Consider the following 15,803-nt stretch of genomic DNA (forward strand, 5'->3'; position numbering starts at 1 on the left):
TCTGTTTGTCAGAGAATTTTACAAACTTGTGATATATTCGTTCATGGGTTTTACCATATAACTACTGTATGGAAGTTTGTCAGTACTGATATAGCCTGCGGGAGCATCGATGAGCTGCGGCAGTCTGTTTAGTATTGTAGCGCATGTCAGTTCGACAGTAGACGGTTTGTTTACTATGATTGTTGTATCGGGTTCTCCGTAAAGAGTCCACTGATTTTTATCAAATTCTTCAGGTGCATATACTTTTCCTATGCATTCTGTTTCAAGGACTATTCCTTCAGCTGTCTTTGTGGTAACAATAGCTGACATACCAGTAGCATTTCCGGCTTTTACAGTCATACCGAGAGTATCTGATCTCAGATCCTTGTGATAGGTGTGGGGTATGCATTTTTGTGTCTGAGATATGATAGTGAGACCCAGCTTACTGCAAAGCCATCCGTTTTGGTTCCACATATATGATGGAATATATTCCCCTTTTTTGACAAGAGCGCCTATTTCTTCTGAGGATAGGTTGTTGCAGGTGCCTATTTGCTTTTCGAATTCCTCTATGCTTAGCCCTGCTCCGTGCCCTTGGGCAAGGGCTATTCCGTAATCTTCTACGTTATAACTGCTGCTTCCTTTAATTTTAGTTATTTTTGCAAGAGATGCGGCGATATTAGTTATCATGGTTCCCCAGTAAAGATCAGGATATCCGCTTCCACATAGTGTACAGTTGTTTTTCTTTGAAAGCATATCTAAAGCCTTTGTTATGTCAGGTGATGAATTCCATGGATAAAGAGATTCTTCACAAGTCGAGATAGCATTGATTCCATTTTTTGCACATACTGAGAAGGCCTCTTTCAGCTCTTCCATAGTGCTGCGTGTGGCAATGATACATGCGTCAGGCTTTGTATTTTTTAGAATGGTATCTGCATCAGATGCAGGGGAGATTTTTAATCCGACAGGATTACCGCCGGTGATGATACTGATATCCTTTCCAACTATATCCGGATTTACATCAAAGGCTGCAACCAACTCAGCTCCTTTTTCCAAAACATAACTTATCAAATATTTACTCATTTTACCGCACCCGTATTGTGCTATTTTTACTTTACGATTCATAATGATACCTCCCATTTTATTGAAGTATGGACTGATTTATAAATTTTATACTATAAGCATAATCCTTATAGTTAGTATAAAGTCAACAGTATTTTGAAAATTCTAAAATTTATTGTGATTAATGTTAATGAATCGTAAAAATTTATGTACAGTGTATCTTTTGTAAGATTATTTTGAACTGACAGGTATCTCAAGTTTATAAAACATATTTCTGCAGTTGTTTTCAAAAATGGGAAACTCCACAAGAACTTCACACAGATAATCTCCGCATATTTGAAGTCCGCTTCTATGTATTTGGGCTATCAGTTTGGCTGCATTATCTTTTTCTGCGTAAAAATCATCTGAACAAATACAGTAATACATTGCGGCAGGTATGGTTTCAGGATTTAATGCATGGTCTTGAGGATCGACAAACAGGAAAACTTCATTAGCAGAAAAATCACCTTTAAGCATCGTTTCTTGCCTCATTATGGTTCCCACGTTGCAGAAGTAACCCATGGAGAGGTCTTCGCTGGCCAAGTGCATCTTTAATTCTCTAAGCATATATTCGTATCCTGTATGATCCTGATCAAAGAAATTTTTTTCAGTGGAATAACGATAGATATACCTTTCCTGTATGTATTCCATAAACATTCGGCCGTCCTTTGGCAGAGACTCATATTTTCTGTAATTTTCCAGCATTCTGGAAATAGAACGACTGCGCCTTGAAAGTTCATCTATTTGAATGTCTATAGAGAGCTGCTGCCGTTTTAAAAAAGATTTTATATCGTTGGAGCTTCCGTTGTCCAGGGTATGGCGGATTTGTTTGAGCGTCATGCCGTAATCTTTCATATATTGTATCATATCAAGCCGCGCTGACTGGATTATATGATAATAGCGATAGCCTGTATCGGGATCTGTGACGGCAGGAGTCAGCAGTCCTTCTCTGTCATAAAGTCGCAGAGTCTGAGGTGAAATATGATTCAGTTTTGCCATCTGTCCAATGGTCAGAGAGTTTAAATTCATATATAGCCTCCTTTAAAGCTGATAATTTATTTGATTATACGATAAAAAATAAGGCCCTTTCAAGGGTCATGAACCAATTTGCTGTATGATTCATATCTTAATATGAACATAGTTGGGAGGGATTTTTTTGTATAGAGTTGTAGTAATAGGCGGTGGCTGGTCCGGATGTGCAGCGGCGCTCACCGCAAAAAAAGCAGGAGCGGATGTGACGCTTCTGGAAAAAACAGATCTTCTTTTAGGTCTGGGAAATGTAGGCGGAATCATGCGCAACAATGGCAGGTTTACTGCTGCCGAGGAAAATATAGCAATGGGGGCAGGGGATTTATTTGCCATCACAGACAAATGTTCGCGCCATATTAATATAGATTTTCCCGGGCATAAGCACGCAAGTCTTTATGATGTTACCAAAGTGGAACCGTGTGTGAGAAGACTTCTTCGTGAAAAAGGTATAGATGTAAGGCTTATGGCGCGAGCGGTAGATGTAGTGACAAGAAAGAAAAATAAGCAGAGAGGCGGCAGAGACGGTGAGTCTGTCATTGAAAAAATTGTATTGGCTGGCGGAGAGGAAATTGAGGGGGATGTTTTTGTAGAAACAACAGGATCCACAGGTCCTATGGGAAATTGCCTTACATATGGAAACGGATGTTGTATGTGTATCCTCAGGTGTCCTGCTTTCGGTCCGAGAGTAAGTATTAGCGCTAAAGCCGGCGGAAGCGATATAATGGGCAAAAGAAAAGACGGATCTTTTGGAGCTTTCAGTGGCAGCGGCAAACTGGAAAAGCGTTCTTTGTCAGAAGAACTGCAGCACCAGCTCAATGAAACCGGTGTAGCAGTAGTTCCTCTTCCGGAAAAAGCTATAAAACGTGAAAAACTTGATATGAAGGTATGCAAACAATATGCTCTCAATGAATATGCCGAGAATATAGTATTGCTGGATACGGGATATGCTAAGATAATGACACCGTTTTTTGATCTGGAGACACTGAGACAGGTTCCGGGGTTTGAAGATGCCAGATATGTAGATCCTTATGCCGGAGGCAAGGGTAATTCTATCAGGTATCTTTCTGTTGCAGAAAGAGAAAACACTATGAAAGCTGCCGGAATAGAGAATCTGTTCTGCGGGGGAGAAAAATCAGGTCTTTTTGTAGGTCATACCGAAGCTATTTCTACCGGAAGCCTGGCAGGCCATAATGCGGTAAGATATCTCAAGGGAATGAAGATGCTTGAACTTCCTATCGGAATAGCTATAGGAGATCTTATTTCGTTTGCAAACGAAAGCCTTAAGACAGATGATGGACTGATGAGTCGTTATACTTTTGCCGGAGCTGAATATTTTAAGAGGATGAAAGAAAAAGGACTTTATTCTACAGATGCAGAGGAGATCAGCGCTAAAGTCAGAAGGTATGGCGTAGATAATATATATGAAGAGCAGCTCATATAAACATAAATATCAGATATATCAGTATATTCGAAAAAAATATTGACAATGAAAAAGGTTTTGGTATAATGCTTTTAGGAACAGCCGATGTAAAGCGGCAGTTTGTCTTTTAAAACATAGGAGATTGAGAACCGAAAGAGAATACGTCAAGTAAGCTCATCGCAGACCAATACATTTACTTTGTATTGGTCTTTTTTATTATGCAGAAAATATCGTTTTGTGATATTGATGCAATGCAATAAAGCCAGCTGCTGGAGAAAATAGGTGAAGCCGGCTTTGTTCTTATCAGAAAGGAGAGATGTAATGAAGATGACAAAGAAGTTGGTGGGAGTAATACTGGCTGCTGTTATGGTGCTGACGTGTCTGACTGCATGCGGTGGTAAGAAGGATATGGAATATCCTGAGGATTTTCAGAAGTTTATGGATGTTCTGGATACAGATTTTTCTTATGATGTGGACAAAACTATATCAGAAAAAGGGGATGATCCTGCTTTGGGATTCAGATCAGCAGGATCACCTGCGGAAAAGGAGACTGCCGAGTATATAAAGCAGACTATGGAAGAAATCGGGCTTGAAAATGTTACTGTGGACAAGACCCGCTTGGACGGATGGACTTTTAATGGAGCTAATATAACCTTTAAAAACGCAGATGGTGAAGAAGAGAAAATAGATCTGGGCGGATATCAGACGACTATACAGGCTGATAATGAAACGGTAGAGGTAGTATACTTGGGTAAGGGGACTGCTGAAGATTACGAGAATGTTGATGTGACAGGCAAACTGGTTCTGATAGATATCAATCAGAATGAGGAATGGTGGATCAATAGCCCAGCGTATCAGGCTCATGTTAAAGGAGCTAAGGCGGTACTGGCTAATACTGAACTTCCGGTAGAGATGGATGATCGTATCGGTACTCAGGATATATGCGGACCTGAGGATGCTCCTGCTATGGGAATCAGTCAGGAGGATACAGATGCACTGAAAGAAGCTATAAAGGCTTCAGGGAAAAATGAAATAGAAGTAGTTTTAAACGCTGATTCAGTGGTTACAGAAGATGCTGAAAGCAAGAATGTATGGGGAGAGATTCCGGGAAAGACTGATGAAGTGATATATATGATGGCGCATATGGACGGGTATTTTCATTCTTTTTATGATGATGCTTCAGGTGTGGGGCTGATATTGGGATCAGCCAAAGCCATGATAGACAGTGGATATAAGCCGGATAAGACAATAAGATTTATCTGTCATGGAGCTGAAGAATGGGGCAAGATCGACAGTCAGTCTGACTGGGCTATAGGAGCTTATAAGCAGATCACGGAGATACATCCTGAATGGGCGGAAAATGCCTTTGCTATTGTTAATATAGACGGAGCTTACTGCGTGAAGGACGAAACTACATTTGGAATTTCTGTGTCGGAGGAGCTTTACAGCTATATTGAGCCATTAGTTCAGCCGATGTTGGATGAGTCAGACTATGAATATCAGTATGTGATGCCGCCAAGCACATATAAGGAAGACTTTAATTATATGACATGCGGAGTACCATCGGTGGCAACGGCTAAAGGTGAAGAGACATTATTTTATGATACAGCTTATCATACCAATGCTGATAGTGAAAAGGTAGTTGAATTTGATGAAGATGCATGGATCTGGATGCATACTCTTTACGCAAGGATTGTGTATGCTTTTGATGATCTTGCCGCAAGACCTATGGATTTCGGAACACGTTTTGAAGCTTTTAAAGAGTCTATAGATAATGAGATCTCAAATGATAATCAGCTTACTGAAAAGGCCGACGGCGCTATTGAAGCGGCGAAACCTGTCACAGAAAAAATAAATAAGCTCAATGAAGATTATGAGAAAGCAGTAAGTGACGGAGATACAGAACAGGCAGATAAGCTGAGGGAAGAGGCGATAGAACTGAATAAACAGCTGCATGGGGCATATAAAAAAGTACAAGACGAATTTCTGTATCTTGACGGGGAGATGACTGTAGTATTTCCTCATGAGACGAGACAGTCTAATGTACAGAATCTGCAGGGAGCTATAGATGCGCTCAAAGACGGTGATGCAGAAACTGCTTACAATGATTATCTTTCAGGGATAAACAATGGATGGTATGCTATGTATTTTGATAAAGAGACTGTAGATTATTTCAATGATAATTTTATTGAAGGCGTAAGAGGAACATGGGCAGAAGGCAATGTGGATCCTATGGATTGTTATGTTGATGATATTATAAGAAGCCTTATGGATAAAGCGGATTCGGGAAGTCGAGATTTTACAGATGAAATCAGCCGTCTGGAACAGTTGAAAGAAGATCAGAAAGCTCTCCTTGATACCGTGATACAGCAGGAAGAAGAAGGGCTTGACACAATAACGGAAACATTACAAACACTTTTATAAAGATGACAATGTTTTTATAACATAAAAATTTTAAAATAGCTGTCTGATGGCAATATCAGGCAGCTATTGCATTGCCACAGAAAGATATTATAATTATATAAAGCAGGCATACATGTGGACAGTGTTGAGGGGAGAAGGCGAAGATGAATCGTATTATCAAAAAGATATCTGCAATAACAATTCTTATAGCTTTTTGTGCTTTTACAGCTTTTGCAGCTATTGAGACAGTCACTTTTTCCAAGGTATTGAAAAAAGCTGCTGATGATAAGCTCTTTTTTGAGACTAAGAAGTTTGCAAATCAGATAAGTATGGTTTTTGAAAATGCAGAGGGCTCGGTAGATACATTGTGTGCAGAAGTTTCTAACAGCTTTGATATATCTGAACAACTTCGAGACTCTTCTTACATAAAGGAATATATGAAGCTGTATTCTCCTGTCATAAAGGATGCTCTTACGGATATAGAAGATTCTCAGGGCTTGTATATAACCTTCTCCCCCGATATAACCGATAGGCAGGGGACTTATGAGATATGGTATTCTTATGATAAAGACGGCAGGCTGACATATACCGATGCTATGAGCAATGGTATATATTACGAATCATTTGATGATGAAGAATTCCCGACAATGCAGTATTATTTTTCTGCTGTTGAAAGTCCCGGGGAGGGAATCTGGACTGAACCTTATGTAGATTCGGACATAAATGAAGAAGTAATTGCTTATTCCAGAGCAGTGTACTGTGAAAATATGTTAATAGGAGTTATAGGTACAGATATCTATACAGAATATACTATAGACTTGATAAGTGATATGAGAGTGGAAAATGACGGAATGGTTTTTCTTTTAGATGGTGAAAATAATGAGATTATATCATCTGACAATATAAGAGAGGCAGGATTTTTGGATTCGCATGATCTATGGGAGACAATAACAGCTGGGATGGAAGGAAAAAAGGACGGATTTTTCGGTGTGGACTGGAATGGCAAGGCCATGAGAATCAGCTTCAGCGAGCTGAGCAATGAATGGAAGCTGGCGATAATAAATTATGAAGATAAGCTTTACAGCGCTTATGATAATATAATAATAATAGTTATATCGTTATCTGCGATTCTGGTGCTTTTATTGTCTGCGGCAATATATTTTACTGTGAGATATTTTTCCAGCCCTGTTGACAGAGCTATAAAGATGCTTCATATGATGGACCTTGATAATCAGGTGGAAGAGAGAGAAGCTACCGGAATAAAGGAAGAAAGTGATATAGAGCTGATCGTCAGGAAAGCTATGAAGAGGCAGCGTATGAATGACATTATGCTGGCGAATCAGGCAAGGCTGGCATCAGTAGGTGAGATGATGGCAAATGTTACTCATCAGTGGAAACAGCCTCTAAACAATATAAATATCGTAATGGGAAATCTCAAAGATGATATAGAAAACGGACAGATTAGTGAGGAAGAGGCTCTCTTGGCTATATCCAAGGTAGAAAGACTGACTACGGGAATGTCAGATACCCTTACTGATTTTTCGGATTATCTCAAACCTGATATGAAACTGGTGGCATTCAATGTAAATCATGTTATAGAAGCAGTTCTTGATCTTTTTAAAGATAAAATAAAGACAAGAAATATTCAAGTCAATGTAAAAGGTGAGGAAGGCCTGATGTCATATGGATATAAAAATTCTTTATATCATGTGATTCTCAATATAGTGGACAATGCAATAGATGCGATAGATGAAAGAGGGAGTGAAGGCGGGATAATAGACATAGCTATAAGGCGGGAAACAGGAAAATGCGGTAGGATATCCGTCGAGATATTCAACAACGGAGTCCAGCTTTCGGAAAGTGAGCGGGAAAATTTGTTCAGGCCATATTATACTACTAAAGGAAGCAGCGATGGTACAGGGCTTGGGCTTGCTATCTCCAAACATTTTATAGAAGAAAGTATGGCTGGTGAAATAAGCCTTGAAAATTATAAAGACGGTGTCAGATGTGTTATACTCATCAATGAGAAGGAGGAGAGACATGACAGGTAATACATATTTGTCTCAGCTTAAGATATTGTATGTAGAGGACGATGACTGTACAAGACAGGAGCTTGAACATTATCTCAGAAAAAAGGCAGGCAAAGTGATAACGGCATCTGACGGAGAAGAGGGGCTGAAAAAATACAGTGAGGAAGATCCCGATATAGTTATAGCTGATATTTTGCTTCCCAGAATGAACGGCATAGATATGCTGAAGCAAATAAGAAAACTTGGGGGAAGATGTCCCTTTATAATCACTTCATCTGTACATGAAACAGAGATGATAATAGAGGCGGTTGATACCGGCATAGTCAAATATGTGGTAAAACCCATAATACTTGCTCAGCTTCTTGATGCCCTCAATAAACTTGCAGCTACGCTGCGAAGCGGGAATGTAATTTTCGGGAATGTGGAGAAAAAGCTGGAATTTGAGAGCAAAATAAAACAGGCTATGACAGCGTTTTTGAAAAGAACTGCCGGAAAAGGGCCCAGAGATATGACGGTGTTCATCAGTGACGAACAGATACAGATATCTGCTTATGGAATGATAACACCTCTTGAGCGTAAACTGCTGGAAGATAAACATAATGTGAGTCTTATAGAACATATACATAAAAGTTATTATAAGACAGTAAAACCGGAAATGGAATTTATGGTAAAAGAAATTATCGGCATAGATGTGATTCTGTCGCATACGGATTTTGCAGTCTTTAAATCTATGGATCATCTTATTTTTGAAATAGACGGCAAGTAATATAAACAGCTGGATTTAAGGAGAAGGCTCTCGCGGGCCTGTAATATAAGCGTGTATTATCAATAGCTTGCCTTTGTTGACAGTGAATAGTATAATATAATTAACATATGCCAAAAATATCGGTTATAATTTTTATTATGGCCGTAAAACCGGAAGAGAGGTAATAAAAAATGGACGAAAAGGAAAAAGTACAGCAGTCATCAGGTTGTGACTCTGACTGCAGCCATTGCGCCAGCGCAGGGAGCTGCAGCAGTCAGCCTCAGAGCATGCTGGAGGAAACCAACAGTATGAATAATATCAAAAAAGTAATAGCAGTGGTGAGCGGTAAAGGCGGTGTGGGAAAATCCCTCGTAACTTCACTCATGGCTGTAAATATGAGGAGAGCTGGCTATAAGACGTCGATTCTTGATGCTGATATAACAGGACCTTCTATTCCTAAAGCATTTGGCATCAGAGAAAAGGCTATGGCTAACGAGCTGGGGATATTGCCTGTTACTACTGAAACCGGAATAGGAACAATGTCAGTAAACAATTTACTTGAAAATGATACGGATCCTGTGGTCTGGAGAGGTCCGGTAATAGCAGGAACAGTGAAGCAGTTCTGGACGGATGTATTATGGGGCGATGTGGATTACCTTTTTGTGGATATGCCGCCGGGAACAGGAGATGTGCCTCTTACAGTATTCCAGTCTCTGCCTGTGGACGGCATAATAGTGGTGACTTCTCCACAGGAGCTGGTGTCTATGATAGTTGAAAAGGCAGTGAAAATGGCAGAGATGATGAATATCCCTGTACTGGGTTTGGTGGAAAACATGTCTTATCTTAAATGTCCCGAGTGCGGTAAGGAAATTCCTGTATTTGGAAAGAGCAAAGTAGATGATGTTGCCGGGGATCATGGACTGGATGTTCTGGGAAAACTTCCTATAGATCCTAAACTGGCTGAGGCCTGCGATAGAGGCAGAATAGAGTATTTTGAAGGAAATTGGCTCCATAAGGCAGTAAAAAAGCTGCAAAATTTATAAAATGAGGTATGAGAAAGTTTGCAGGTTATGATGATTTTTTTCATCATAACCTGTTTATTTTTTTTGTTATCATTATTATGACACCTGTTACGGAGCCCATAAGAAGCAGCCCTGCTGCAATAGCCCCTGCAGTCAGGATAGTTTCTTTTACTGTTTCGCCAAAGGATTTATTTGTGTATTCAAGCATGGCAAGCATACTGTAGTAAGTTCCTGCTCCGGGGACTAAGCTTATTATGCCCGGAATAATGAACATAGTGGAGGTTTCCTTGAATACTCTGGCGAATATATTGCTGAACAGCCATACAAGACAGGAAGATATAAATGTAGAAAACACCGGTGACATTTCAAGGAATGTAAAAGCTTGATATGACATCCAGCTTACAGCTCCCACAATACAGCATAAAGGGAATTTGCGTGACGGGACATTAAATATAATACAAAAACCACATGTCATAAGCAGGGAACATAAAAGCTGAAGCAGTATTGTTATCATAGTATAGCGCCTCCTCCCAATATTTCCCAGAGTTTAATGACAACGCCGGCTCCGGCAGCCAGAGAAAGAGCAGTCAGAATAGTTTCCATCAGTCGGGCTACACCGGCCAGCATATCGCCCGAGAGAAAATCTCTTATGGAATTAGTAAGAGCTACGCCGGGAACAAATAACATAATAGTTCCTATTATAATAGGGTCATAAGTTGCAGCATCTATGAGAGAAGCTGTGGAAAGTGCAATGAAAGCAACCAGCGCGCAGCTGCAAAAGCCGGTTACGAAGGAATTTATTTTCAGTTTGTTGAGAAAGACCGAAAACAAATAGCCGAGAATACCTGAAAATACAGAGATACAACAGTCTGCAGCGCTTCCTCCGAATATCAGGCAAAAAGCTGACGATATCATTGCTGCACCCAATAGGCGGACTGGCAGAGGATAGATTCCTCTGTCATCTATTTCTTTTAGCACAGTCATTCCTTCATCAACAGAAAGCGCCGCAGCAGAGAATTGTCTGGAAAAATGATTTACTTGAGAGATCTTTCGAAGATCTGTACTTATTCCTTTTATTCTTTTGACGTATGTCTGAGTATCATCTTCATCTCCACCTCTGTCCATGGATATGAAGATGCCCGTAGGAGTAGCAAAAACTTCTACGTTATCCATTTTACAGGCCTTGCATATATGAGTCATGGTATCTTCGACTCTGTATATCTCGGCTCCGTTTCTCATCATTATCTCACCGGCATATAATGCCAGCATGAGAACCTTCTTCTGAAACAAATCGACCATTTTAAAACCTCATGATATTAAAATTAGAGTTAAAAATATATTGTGACAATACGTTTTGAGCAAAATCATTATAACAAAGAATATGTATGTTGTGTAAAAGATTCTGTGCAAAAATTATGCTGATATGAAATAATGTTAAAGTCAAAACAATACCGCGACAGAGATTGCCGCGGCGTTGTTTTTTGCATTAATTTATATAAATTTATTAAAGAGGCTTAACTTCAGTCTCAAGAGTGATGTCCAGTTTAGCAGCATATGCAAGATACTTGTCGCATTCTTCATATGTCAGCATATCTGATGAAAGAAGTCCTGTCTGATCATAATCATCATTTACAAACATCTTTGTGAATAATGATCCGCACTGTCCTGTCAGATACTGTTCTCCTGTAATACCTGCTCTCTTAAAGCTTTCCTCACATCCGGGCGCATAAAGGTATGTCTCTACCATTACCTTCTTGCCGTCCTTTGTTCCTGTCGCTTCTACTACGAATGCTCCTTCGTCCTTTACAAGGCCTTCATCTAAGATTTCCTTGATCTCATCATGATACTTTGGTGCAGGCGGCAGATGTGATACGATTACATCAAATGGGATGAATGTGTGTCCCTTATATGTCTCCTCTTCTCTGTTTAAAAGGCCTGCTCTGTAAAGCGGTGTTGAAAATTCGATTCCTACTCCGCCGTACTTGAAGTTGATGTTCTTTGCTCCCTTAAAATGAGTATCCTTGTTCAGTCCCATGTATACTGTCTCGTCATGGGCATGCTCTACAAGTGTTACTTCCTTTGCGCATCCCTTAAAGTGTCTTGTTACCGGCAGTGAATGCGGTTCTGTTTCCACAAGTACTCCGTCCTTAAGTGCAAATGTAGGGTCTGTCATGTCGGATAATGCTGTGAACGGTGACCACCAGAAAGGTAAGAATCTCTTAGCCTCTACTCCTTCATATACCATCATAAGGATATCATCACAAGTATCAAGATATCTCATTGAGCTCTTTGTTGCCACGCACATCATTCCGGGTGCTGATCCTGTACCTATAATAGCCAGTTTTCCGATCTCTGCGAATTTCTTGCCATAATCATTGTACATGATCTCTACGCATGTAGGCCACCATGGATCCAGTACGTCTGTAGCCGCAAAGTCCTGATAGTTTGCCTTTACTGCCAGCGCCGCATCAAGTACTTTTGGTGCGAATCTGATTGGCAGTGCGTTTACGATAAGGTCTACGCCTTCTGCTGCCTTCTTGATGCTTTCAACATCATCTGCATCTACGTAAGCTCCTTCTGCTTTCTTTAAGATCTTTACAAGCTCATCTACTGCTTTGTGATCGGCATCTGCACAGATGATCTTTTCAACATTTGCTTCTTCATCCATTCTCTGTGCTACTGTTGAACCCTGCGCGCCTGTTCCTAATACCAGTATTTTCTTACCCATTTTAATTTCTCCTTTCATATATATGGTTGCCGGAGGCAACCATCAAGGTTACACCCTTGTGGTGTTTCATATATATGGTTGCCAGAGGCAATCATCAAGGTTACACCCTTGCGGTGTTTCATATATATGGTTGCCGGAGGCAACCATCAAGGTTACATTTTTTCTTTACACCCCTGCCTTTTGTCCCAAGCGCCGTGAGGCGATTGGATGACAAAACGGACAGTTCAGCATTATTTGCTGTGATACACTTTAAAGTGCATCGAGGTGTTTGAGGTGTTTTATATTATTTTTCCCCCGGGTATTTCCCGTGAAGTTCTTTTATCATTTCATCGAGCTTATGTTTTCTAAGAGGTTCAAGTCTCTGAAGCTCTGATCCTTCTGTTTTGTGTCCTATGAACCATAATATGATTCCGACCACTAAGAGTATTAGTCCAAGCCATCTGCAAAGTCCTATCATAGCATCGAAGTTACTGAACAGACCGCTTCCGTACTCTTCAAGATAATATTCGGTACCGTAGCTGCCATCATACCAGTTCAGTATGAATGACCCCGCCAATCCGCCTATACCGGCGAGAGTAATGAATACGCCTATATCTCTTATGTCTCCAATACCAAGTTTTGTCTTGGCATTGAGAGGATATGCATCAGGATCATCTTTTACTCTTCCTTTGTATACCCATTTGCATATGAGATAGAGAGCAAGGCTGATGGCGAGGATAAGGAAGCCTACTACAAAGTATTCGGTTCCATTGATATAGAGGGCAATGATACAAATTGTCATTACAAGTCCTGTACATACTACGAGTCCTATTTTACCTCCGGGCATAACCGTAAGTCCCATTTTTCTCCTGTCTTCAACAGGATATTCTTTACGGACTTTGATGATACATGCTGCCAAAGCAAGATAAAGGAACAGCTGTATAGGTGTTGTGGCCATTACCAACGTTGCAAAGTCAAACTTGCAAGTGATAGCTGTAAATATGGCCAGAAGCACTATAGCTACTACAGGAACTCCTCTTTTGTCGACCTTTGCCATGAATTTAGGGAACATGTGGTCGTCTGCCATTACAAAGAAGGCTCTTGAACCGTGTGCAATATATGAACAGAATATAGAACAGTTCGATAATACTGCTACAAGAACAAACAAAATACCTGCCCATGAGCCCAGATTCTGAATCAGTACATCTGCATATCCTACATGTCCTGCGCCTGAATCTGTATTCCACGCACTCCATGAGCCGATAGCTGCAAGAGCAGCAAGTGTAGGCAATACATATGTAAGTGCGATAACAGGCTGTGATATCCTCATGGCTTTTGGTATTACCTGTGGATTGTTGAGTTCGCCTGCCATATTTGACATACATTCATATCCGCAATACATCCAGATTATGATGCTGATTCCGCCACCTATTGAGTGGAGGACTCCTTCGTCTTCATTATATATAGGCGTTACAGGATTGTAATTCCAGTTTATAAGTCCGACTACAGTAACTGCCACGAAAGCGATAATTACTATTACAGTGAAAACTGTTTCCAGTTTTTCAAGAGATTCCAGTCCTATAATATTAATTATAGTAAATACCAGAACGACTGCAAGCTTCACAAGATATTCCGTAGTTTCACTCATCGGAATATACTTTGCTGCATATCCTGCTACCAGAGCGCAATATTGAGCCTGACAGAGCCATGTGGATATACCTGACCAGAAACCTGCCTGCCATCCCCAGAATTCTCCGAGAGATTCTCTTGCCCATGAATAAATACCACCTTCGGTAGGATACAGAGACCCTAATTCGCCGACCATTTCACTGAGAGGGAAGGCCCAGATAAATGGAAAGACTACCAGCATTATTAAAGTCAATCCCGGACCACTTGCCGAAATCGCTTCTTCAATACCGAATGCGCCGGCGGCAACAAATGAGAAAATCAATGCTACCACACCGATCAGCGACATACTGGTTTTTTTTAGAGCCGCTGTGCTTTTCTTTGTGTCTGCAGCAGGCAATACACCGCTGCTTTGATCTTGACTCAATTCAAAACCTCCTTTATTAAATTAGTATTAGTGTGTTACCCGGCTTGGTGCGGCCGGGCGTTGCTTTAAGCATTTATTATTGTTGCCCATTTGTTCAAAATTATCAATGACACTATGGTAGTATTGGCAGGGCCATTTTTGTACAACCCTGTGATAATACTTTGAGTATCATTGGGAGACCGAGTTTCATGCTGAAAGCAAAACCAACCGACCTGTTTTTTATGGAAAAAGCTGTTATGCTTTGACGATGGCATACGGACAGCTGATATTTTTGCATATGAAAAAACACCGTACGGATGACGGTGTTTTGATAACTTTAATTTCAGTTTGCTTTTGAAATCTTATATATTATCTCATGCCTGCTTTGGGTTTCTGTTTTTTTGAAAATATTGCTTATATGTCTTTTTACTGTATTTTCTGATATGGAAAGTTCCGTGGCGATCTGTTTGTTGCTCAGTCCCCGATTCACCAGTATGAGAACTTCTCGCTCTCTTTCCGAAAGCATATATCGTTTGGCGATGATATTAACTGCTTCATCAGGGGAAATCTGAGATTCTGATATCTTCAAAGGATCATTTTTGTAAAAGTAATATATGAGAAAGACATTCAGTATTGCATAAAGCAGGATAAGAGGATCCATAGCGTATATATTAAGGAGCTTCTCCTCTGTTTTGTACCAAGTGCTGTAGTCCCAATAGGAGATCCATACCATGTAACCTATGAGAAGTGCTGACATAAGCAAGTTTATATTTCTGCTGGCACCTTTTTTGTACTTCTTACACAAAAGTATCATACATCTTATTCCAATGGCCATTATGCCTATGTCATATCCTCCGTTCAGTATCTGAAAGATTATGTTCCAGAAACCTTTGTCCACGTGGAGAGTATAAGAGTCATATCGACCCAAGTAGAAAGAAAGTATTTGAGAAGATACCAGATATATAGCAGATGCGATTATCATCCATTTCATATTTATGGCCTCTTCTATTTTCGCAAGGACCATAATGGCATATACCCAGGCTGTGATGACCAGACAGAACAGTGTGTCAGACAAGGTTATGAGTATGAATACAAAACTTCCCGATGCCAGTTCACCCAAAAAGTAGTATGTTATGAAATCCGTGACCATATAAAGAAATATAGACGTAACAAATAACAGTATCGCTTTATGCTGCCTGCCTCGTTCTTTAGCATTCAGTATTATGGTAAGAGTCAGTGTGACTCCTCCGAGAATCATAAGTGCAATATATATGAAGTTGTATATATCATGAATGTTGAGTGAGGTGAAATTCATAAAACCTCCCTTATTGAAGTCTA

The 15,803-nt window shown here is 40.2% G+C and carries 12 protein-coding genes; 5 read left to right on the top strand and 7 right to left on the bottom strand.

Annotated elements, in window-relative coordinates; translation table 11 throughout:
- Window positions 1-18: 18 nt before the first annotated feature.
- Together ACLR96_RS05130 and ACLR96_RS05135 are read right to left on the bottom strand one after the other, a co-directional pair.
- The gene (locus tag ACLR96_RS05130) at window positions 19-1,101 is read right to left on the bottom strand and encodes a dihydrodipicolinate reductase (RefSeq protein ID WP_177267641.1); all 1,083 of its coding nucleotides are present in this window, start codon (window positions 1,099-1,101) and stop codon (window positions 19-21) included.
- A 168-nt stretch (window positions 1,102-1,269) separates the two neighbouring features.
- Window positions 1,270-2,106 carry a MerR family transcriptional regulator gene (locus ACLR96_RS05135; RefSeq protein WP_177267642.1) on the bottom strand — a complete coding sequence of 279 codons (837 nt, stop codon included), beginning with the start codon at window positions 2,104-2,106 and terminating at the stop codon, window positions 1,270-1,272.
- 127 nt (window positions 2,107-2,233) lie between these two features.
- Between ACLR96_RS05135 and ACLR96_RS05140 the strand changes: the two genes are divergently transcribed.
- The 5 genes from ACLR96_RS05140 (at window position 2,234) to ACLR96_RS05160 (ending at window position 9,747) form a co-directional block, all read left to right on the top strand.
- The gene (locus ACLR96_RS05140) at window positions 2,234-3,547 is read left to right on the top strand and encodes an FAD-dependent oxidoreductase (RefSeq protein WP_177267643.1); all 1,314 of its coding nucleotides are present in this window, start codon (window positions 2,234-2,236) and stop codon (window positions 3,545-3,547) included.
- 300 nt (window positions 3,548-3,847) lie between these two features.
- Window positions 3,848-5,950: a M28 family peptidase gene (locus tag ACLR96_RS05145; RefSeq protein ID WP_177267644.1), complete on the top strand. Its 2,103-nt coding sequence runs from the start codon at window positions 3,848-3,850 to the stop codon at window positions 5,948-5,950.
- 143 nt (window positions 5,951-6,093) lie between these two features.
- A complete protein-coding gene (locus ACLR96_RS05150) occupies window positions 6,094-7,980 on the top strand; it encodes an ATP-binding protein (RefSeq protein WP_177267645.1) in 1,887 nt (628 codons plus the stop codon).
- Window positions 7,970-8,725 (top strand): Na-translocating system protein MpsC family protein, encoded by a 756-nt coding sequence (locus ACLR96_RS05155; protein ID WP_177267646.1) that lies wholly within the window; start codon window positions 7,970-7,972, stop codon window positions 8,723-8,725. Before ACLR96_RS05150 ends, ACLR96_RS05155 begins: the two co-directional genes overlap by 11 nt.
- Before the next feature lie 170 nt (window positions 8,726-8,895).
- Window positions 8,896-9,747, top strand: a complete 852-nt coding sequence (locus ACLR96_RS05160) for a P-loop NTPase (RefSeq protein ID WP_177267647.1) — start codon at window positions 8,896-8,898, stop codon at window positions 9,745-9,747.
- Window positions 9,748-9,790: 43 nt separating this feature from the next.
- Here the strand turns inward: ACLR96_RS05160 and ACLR96_RS05165 are convergent, their stop codons facing one another.
- The 5 genes from ACLR96_RS05165 to ACLR96_RS05185 all read right to left on the bottom strand — a co-directional run bounded on the left by ACLR96_RS05165 (window position 9,791) and on the right by ACLR96_RS05185 (window position 15,780).
- Complete coding sequence (locus tag ACLR96_RS05165) at window positions 9,791-10,240, bottom strand: threonine/serine exporter family protein (RefSeq protein ID WP_177267648.1); 450 nt, start codon at window positions 10,238-10,240, stop codon at window positions 9,791-9,793.
- Entirely contained in the window at window positions 10,237-11,025 is a 789-nt protein-coding gene (locus ACLR96_RS05170) for a threonine/serine exporter family protein (RefSeq protein WP_177267649.1), read from the bottom strand. The genes ACLR96_RS05165 and ACLR96_RS05170 overlap by 4 nt, the downstream gene beginning before the upstream one ends.
- A 205-nt stretch (window positions 11,026-11,230) precedes the next feature.
- Window positions 11,231-12,454, bottom strand: a complete 1,224-nt coding sequence (locus ACLR96_RS05175; RefSeq protein WP_177267832.1) for a saccharopine dehydrogenase NADP-binding domain-containing protein — start codon at window positions 12,452-12,454, stop codon at window positions 11,231-11,233.
- Window positions 12,455-12,737: 283 nt separating this feature from the next.
- Window positions 12,738-14,486 (bottom strand): APC family permease, encoded by a 1,749-nt coding sequence (locus tag ACLR96_RS05180; protein WP_177268340.1) that lies wholly within the window; start codon window positions 14,484-14,486, stop codon window positions 12,738-12,740.
- A 322-nt stretch (window positions 14,487-14,808) separates the two neighbouring features.
- Window positions 14,809-15,780 (bottom strand): LuxR C-terminal-related transcriptional regulator, encoded by a 972-nt coding sequence (locus ACLR96_RS05185; protein WP_177268338.1) that lies wholly within the window; start codon window positions 15,778-15,780, stop codon window positions 14,809-14,811.
- Window positions 15,781-15,803: the final 23 nt, after the last annotated feature.

This window comes from Lentihominibacter sp. (genome assembly GCF_046951855.1).
Taxonomy (GTDB): Bacteria; Bacillota; Clostridia; order Peptostreptococcales; family Anaerovoracaceae; genus Lentihominibacter; species Lentihominibacter hominis.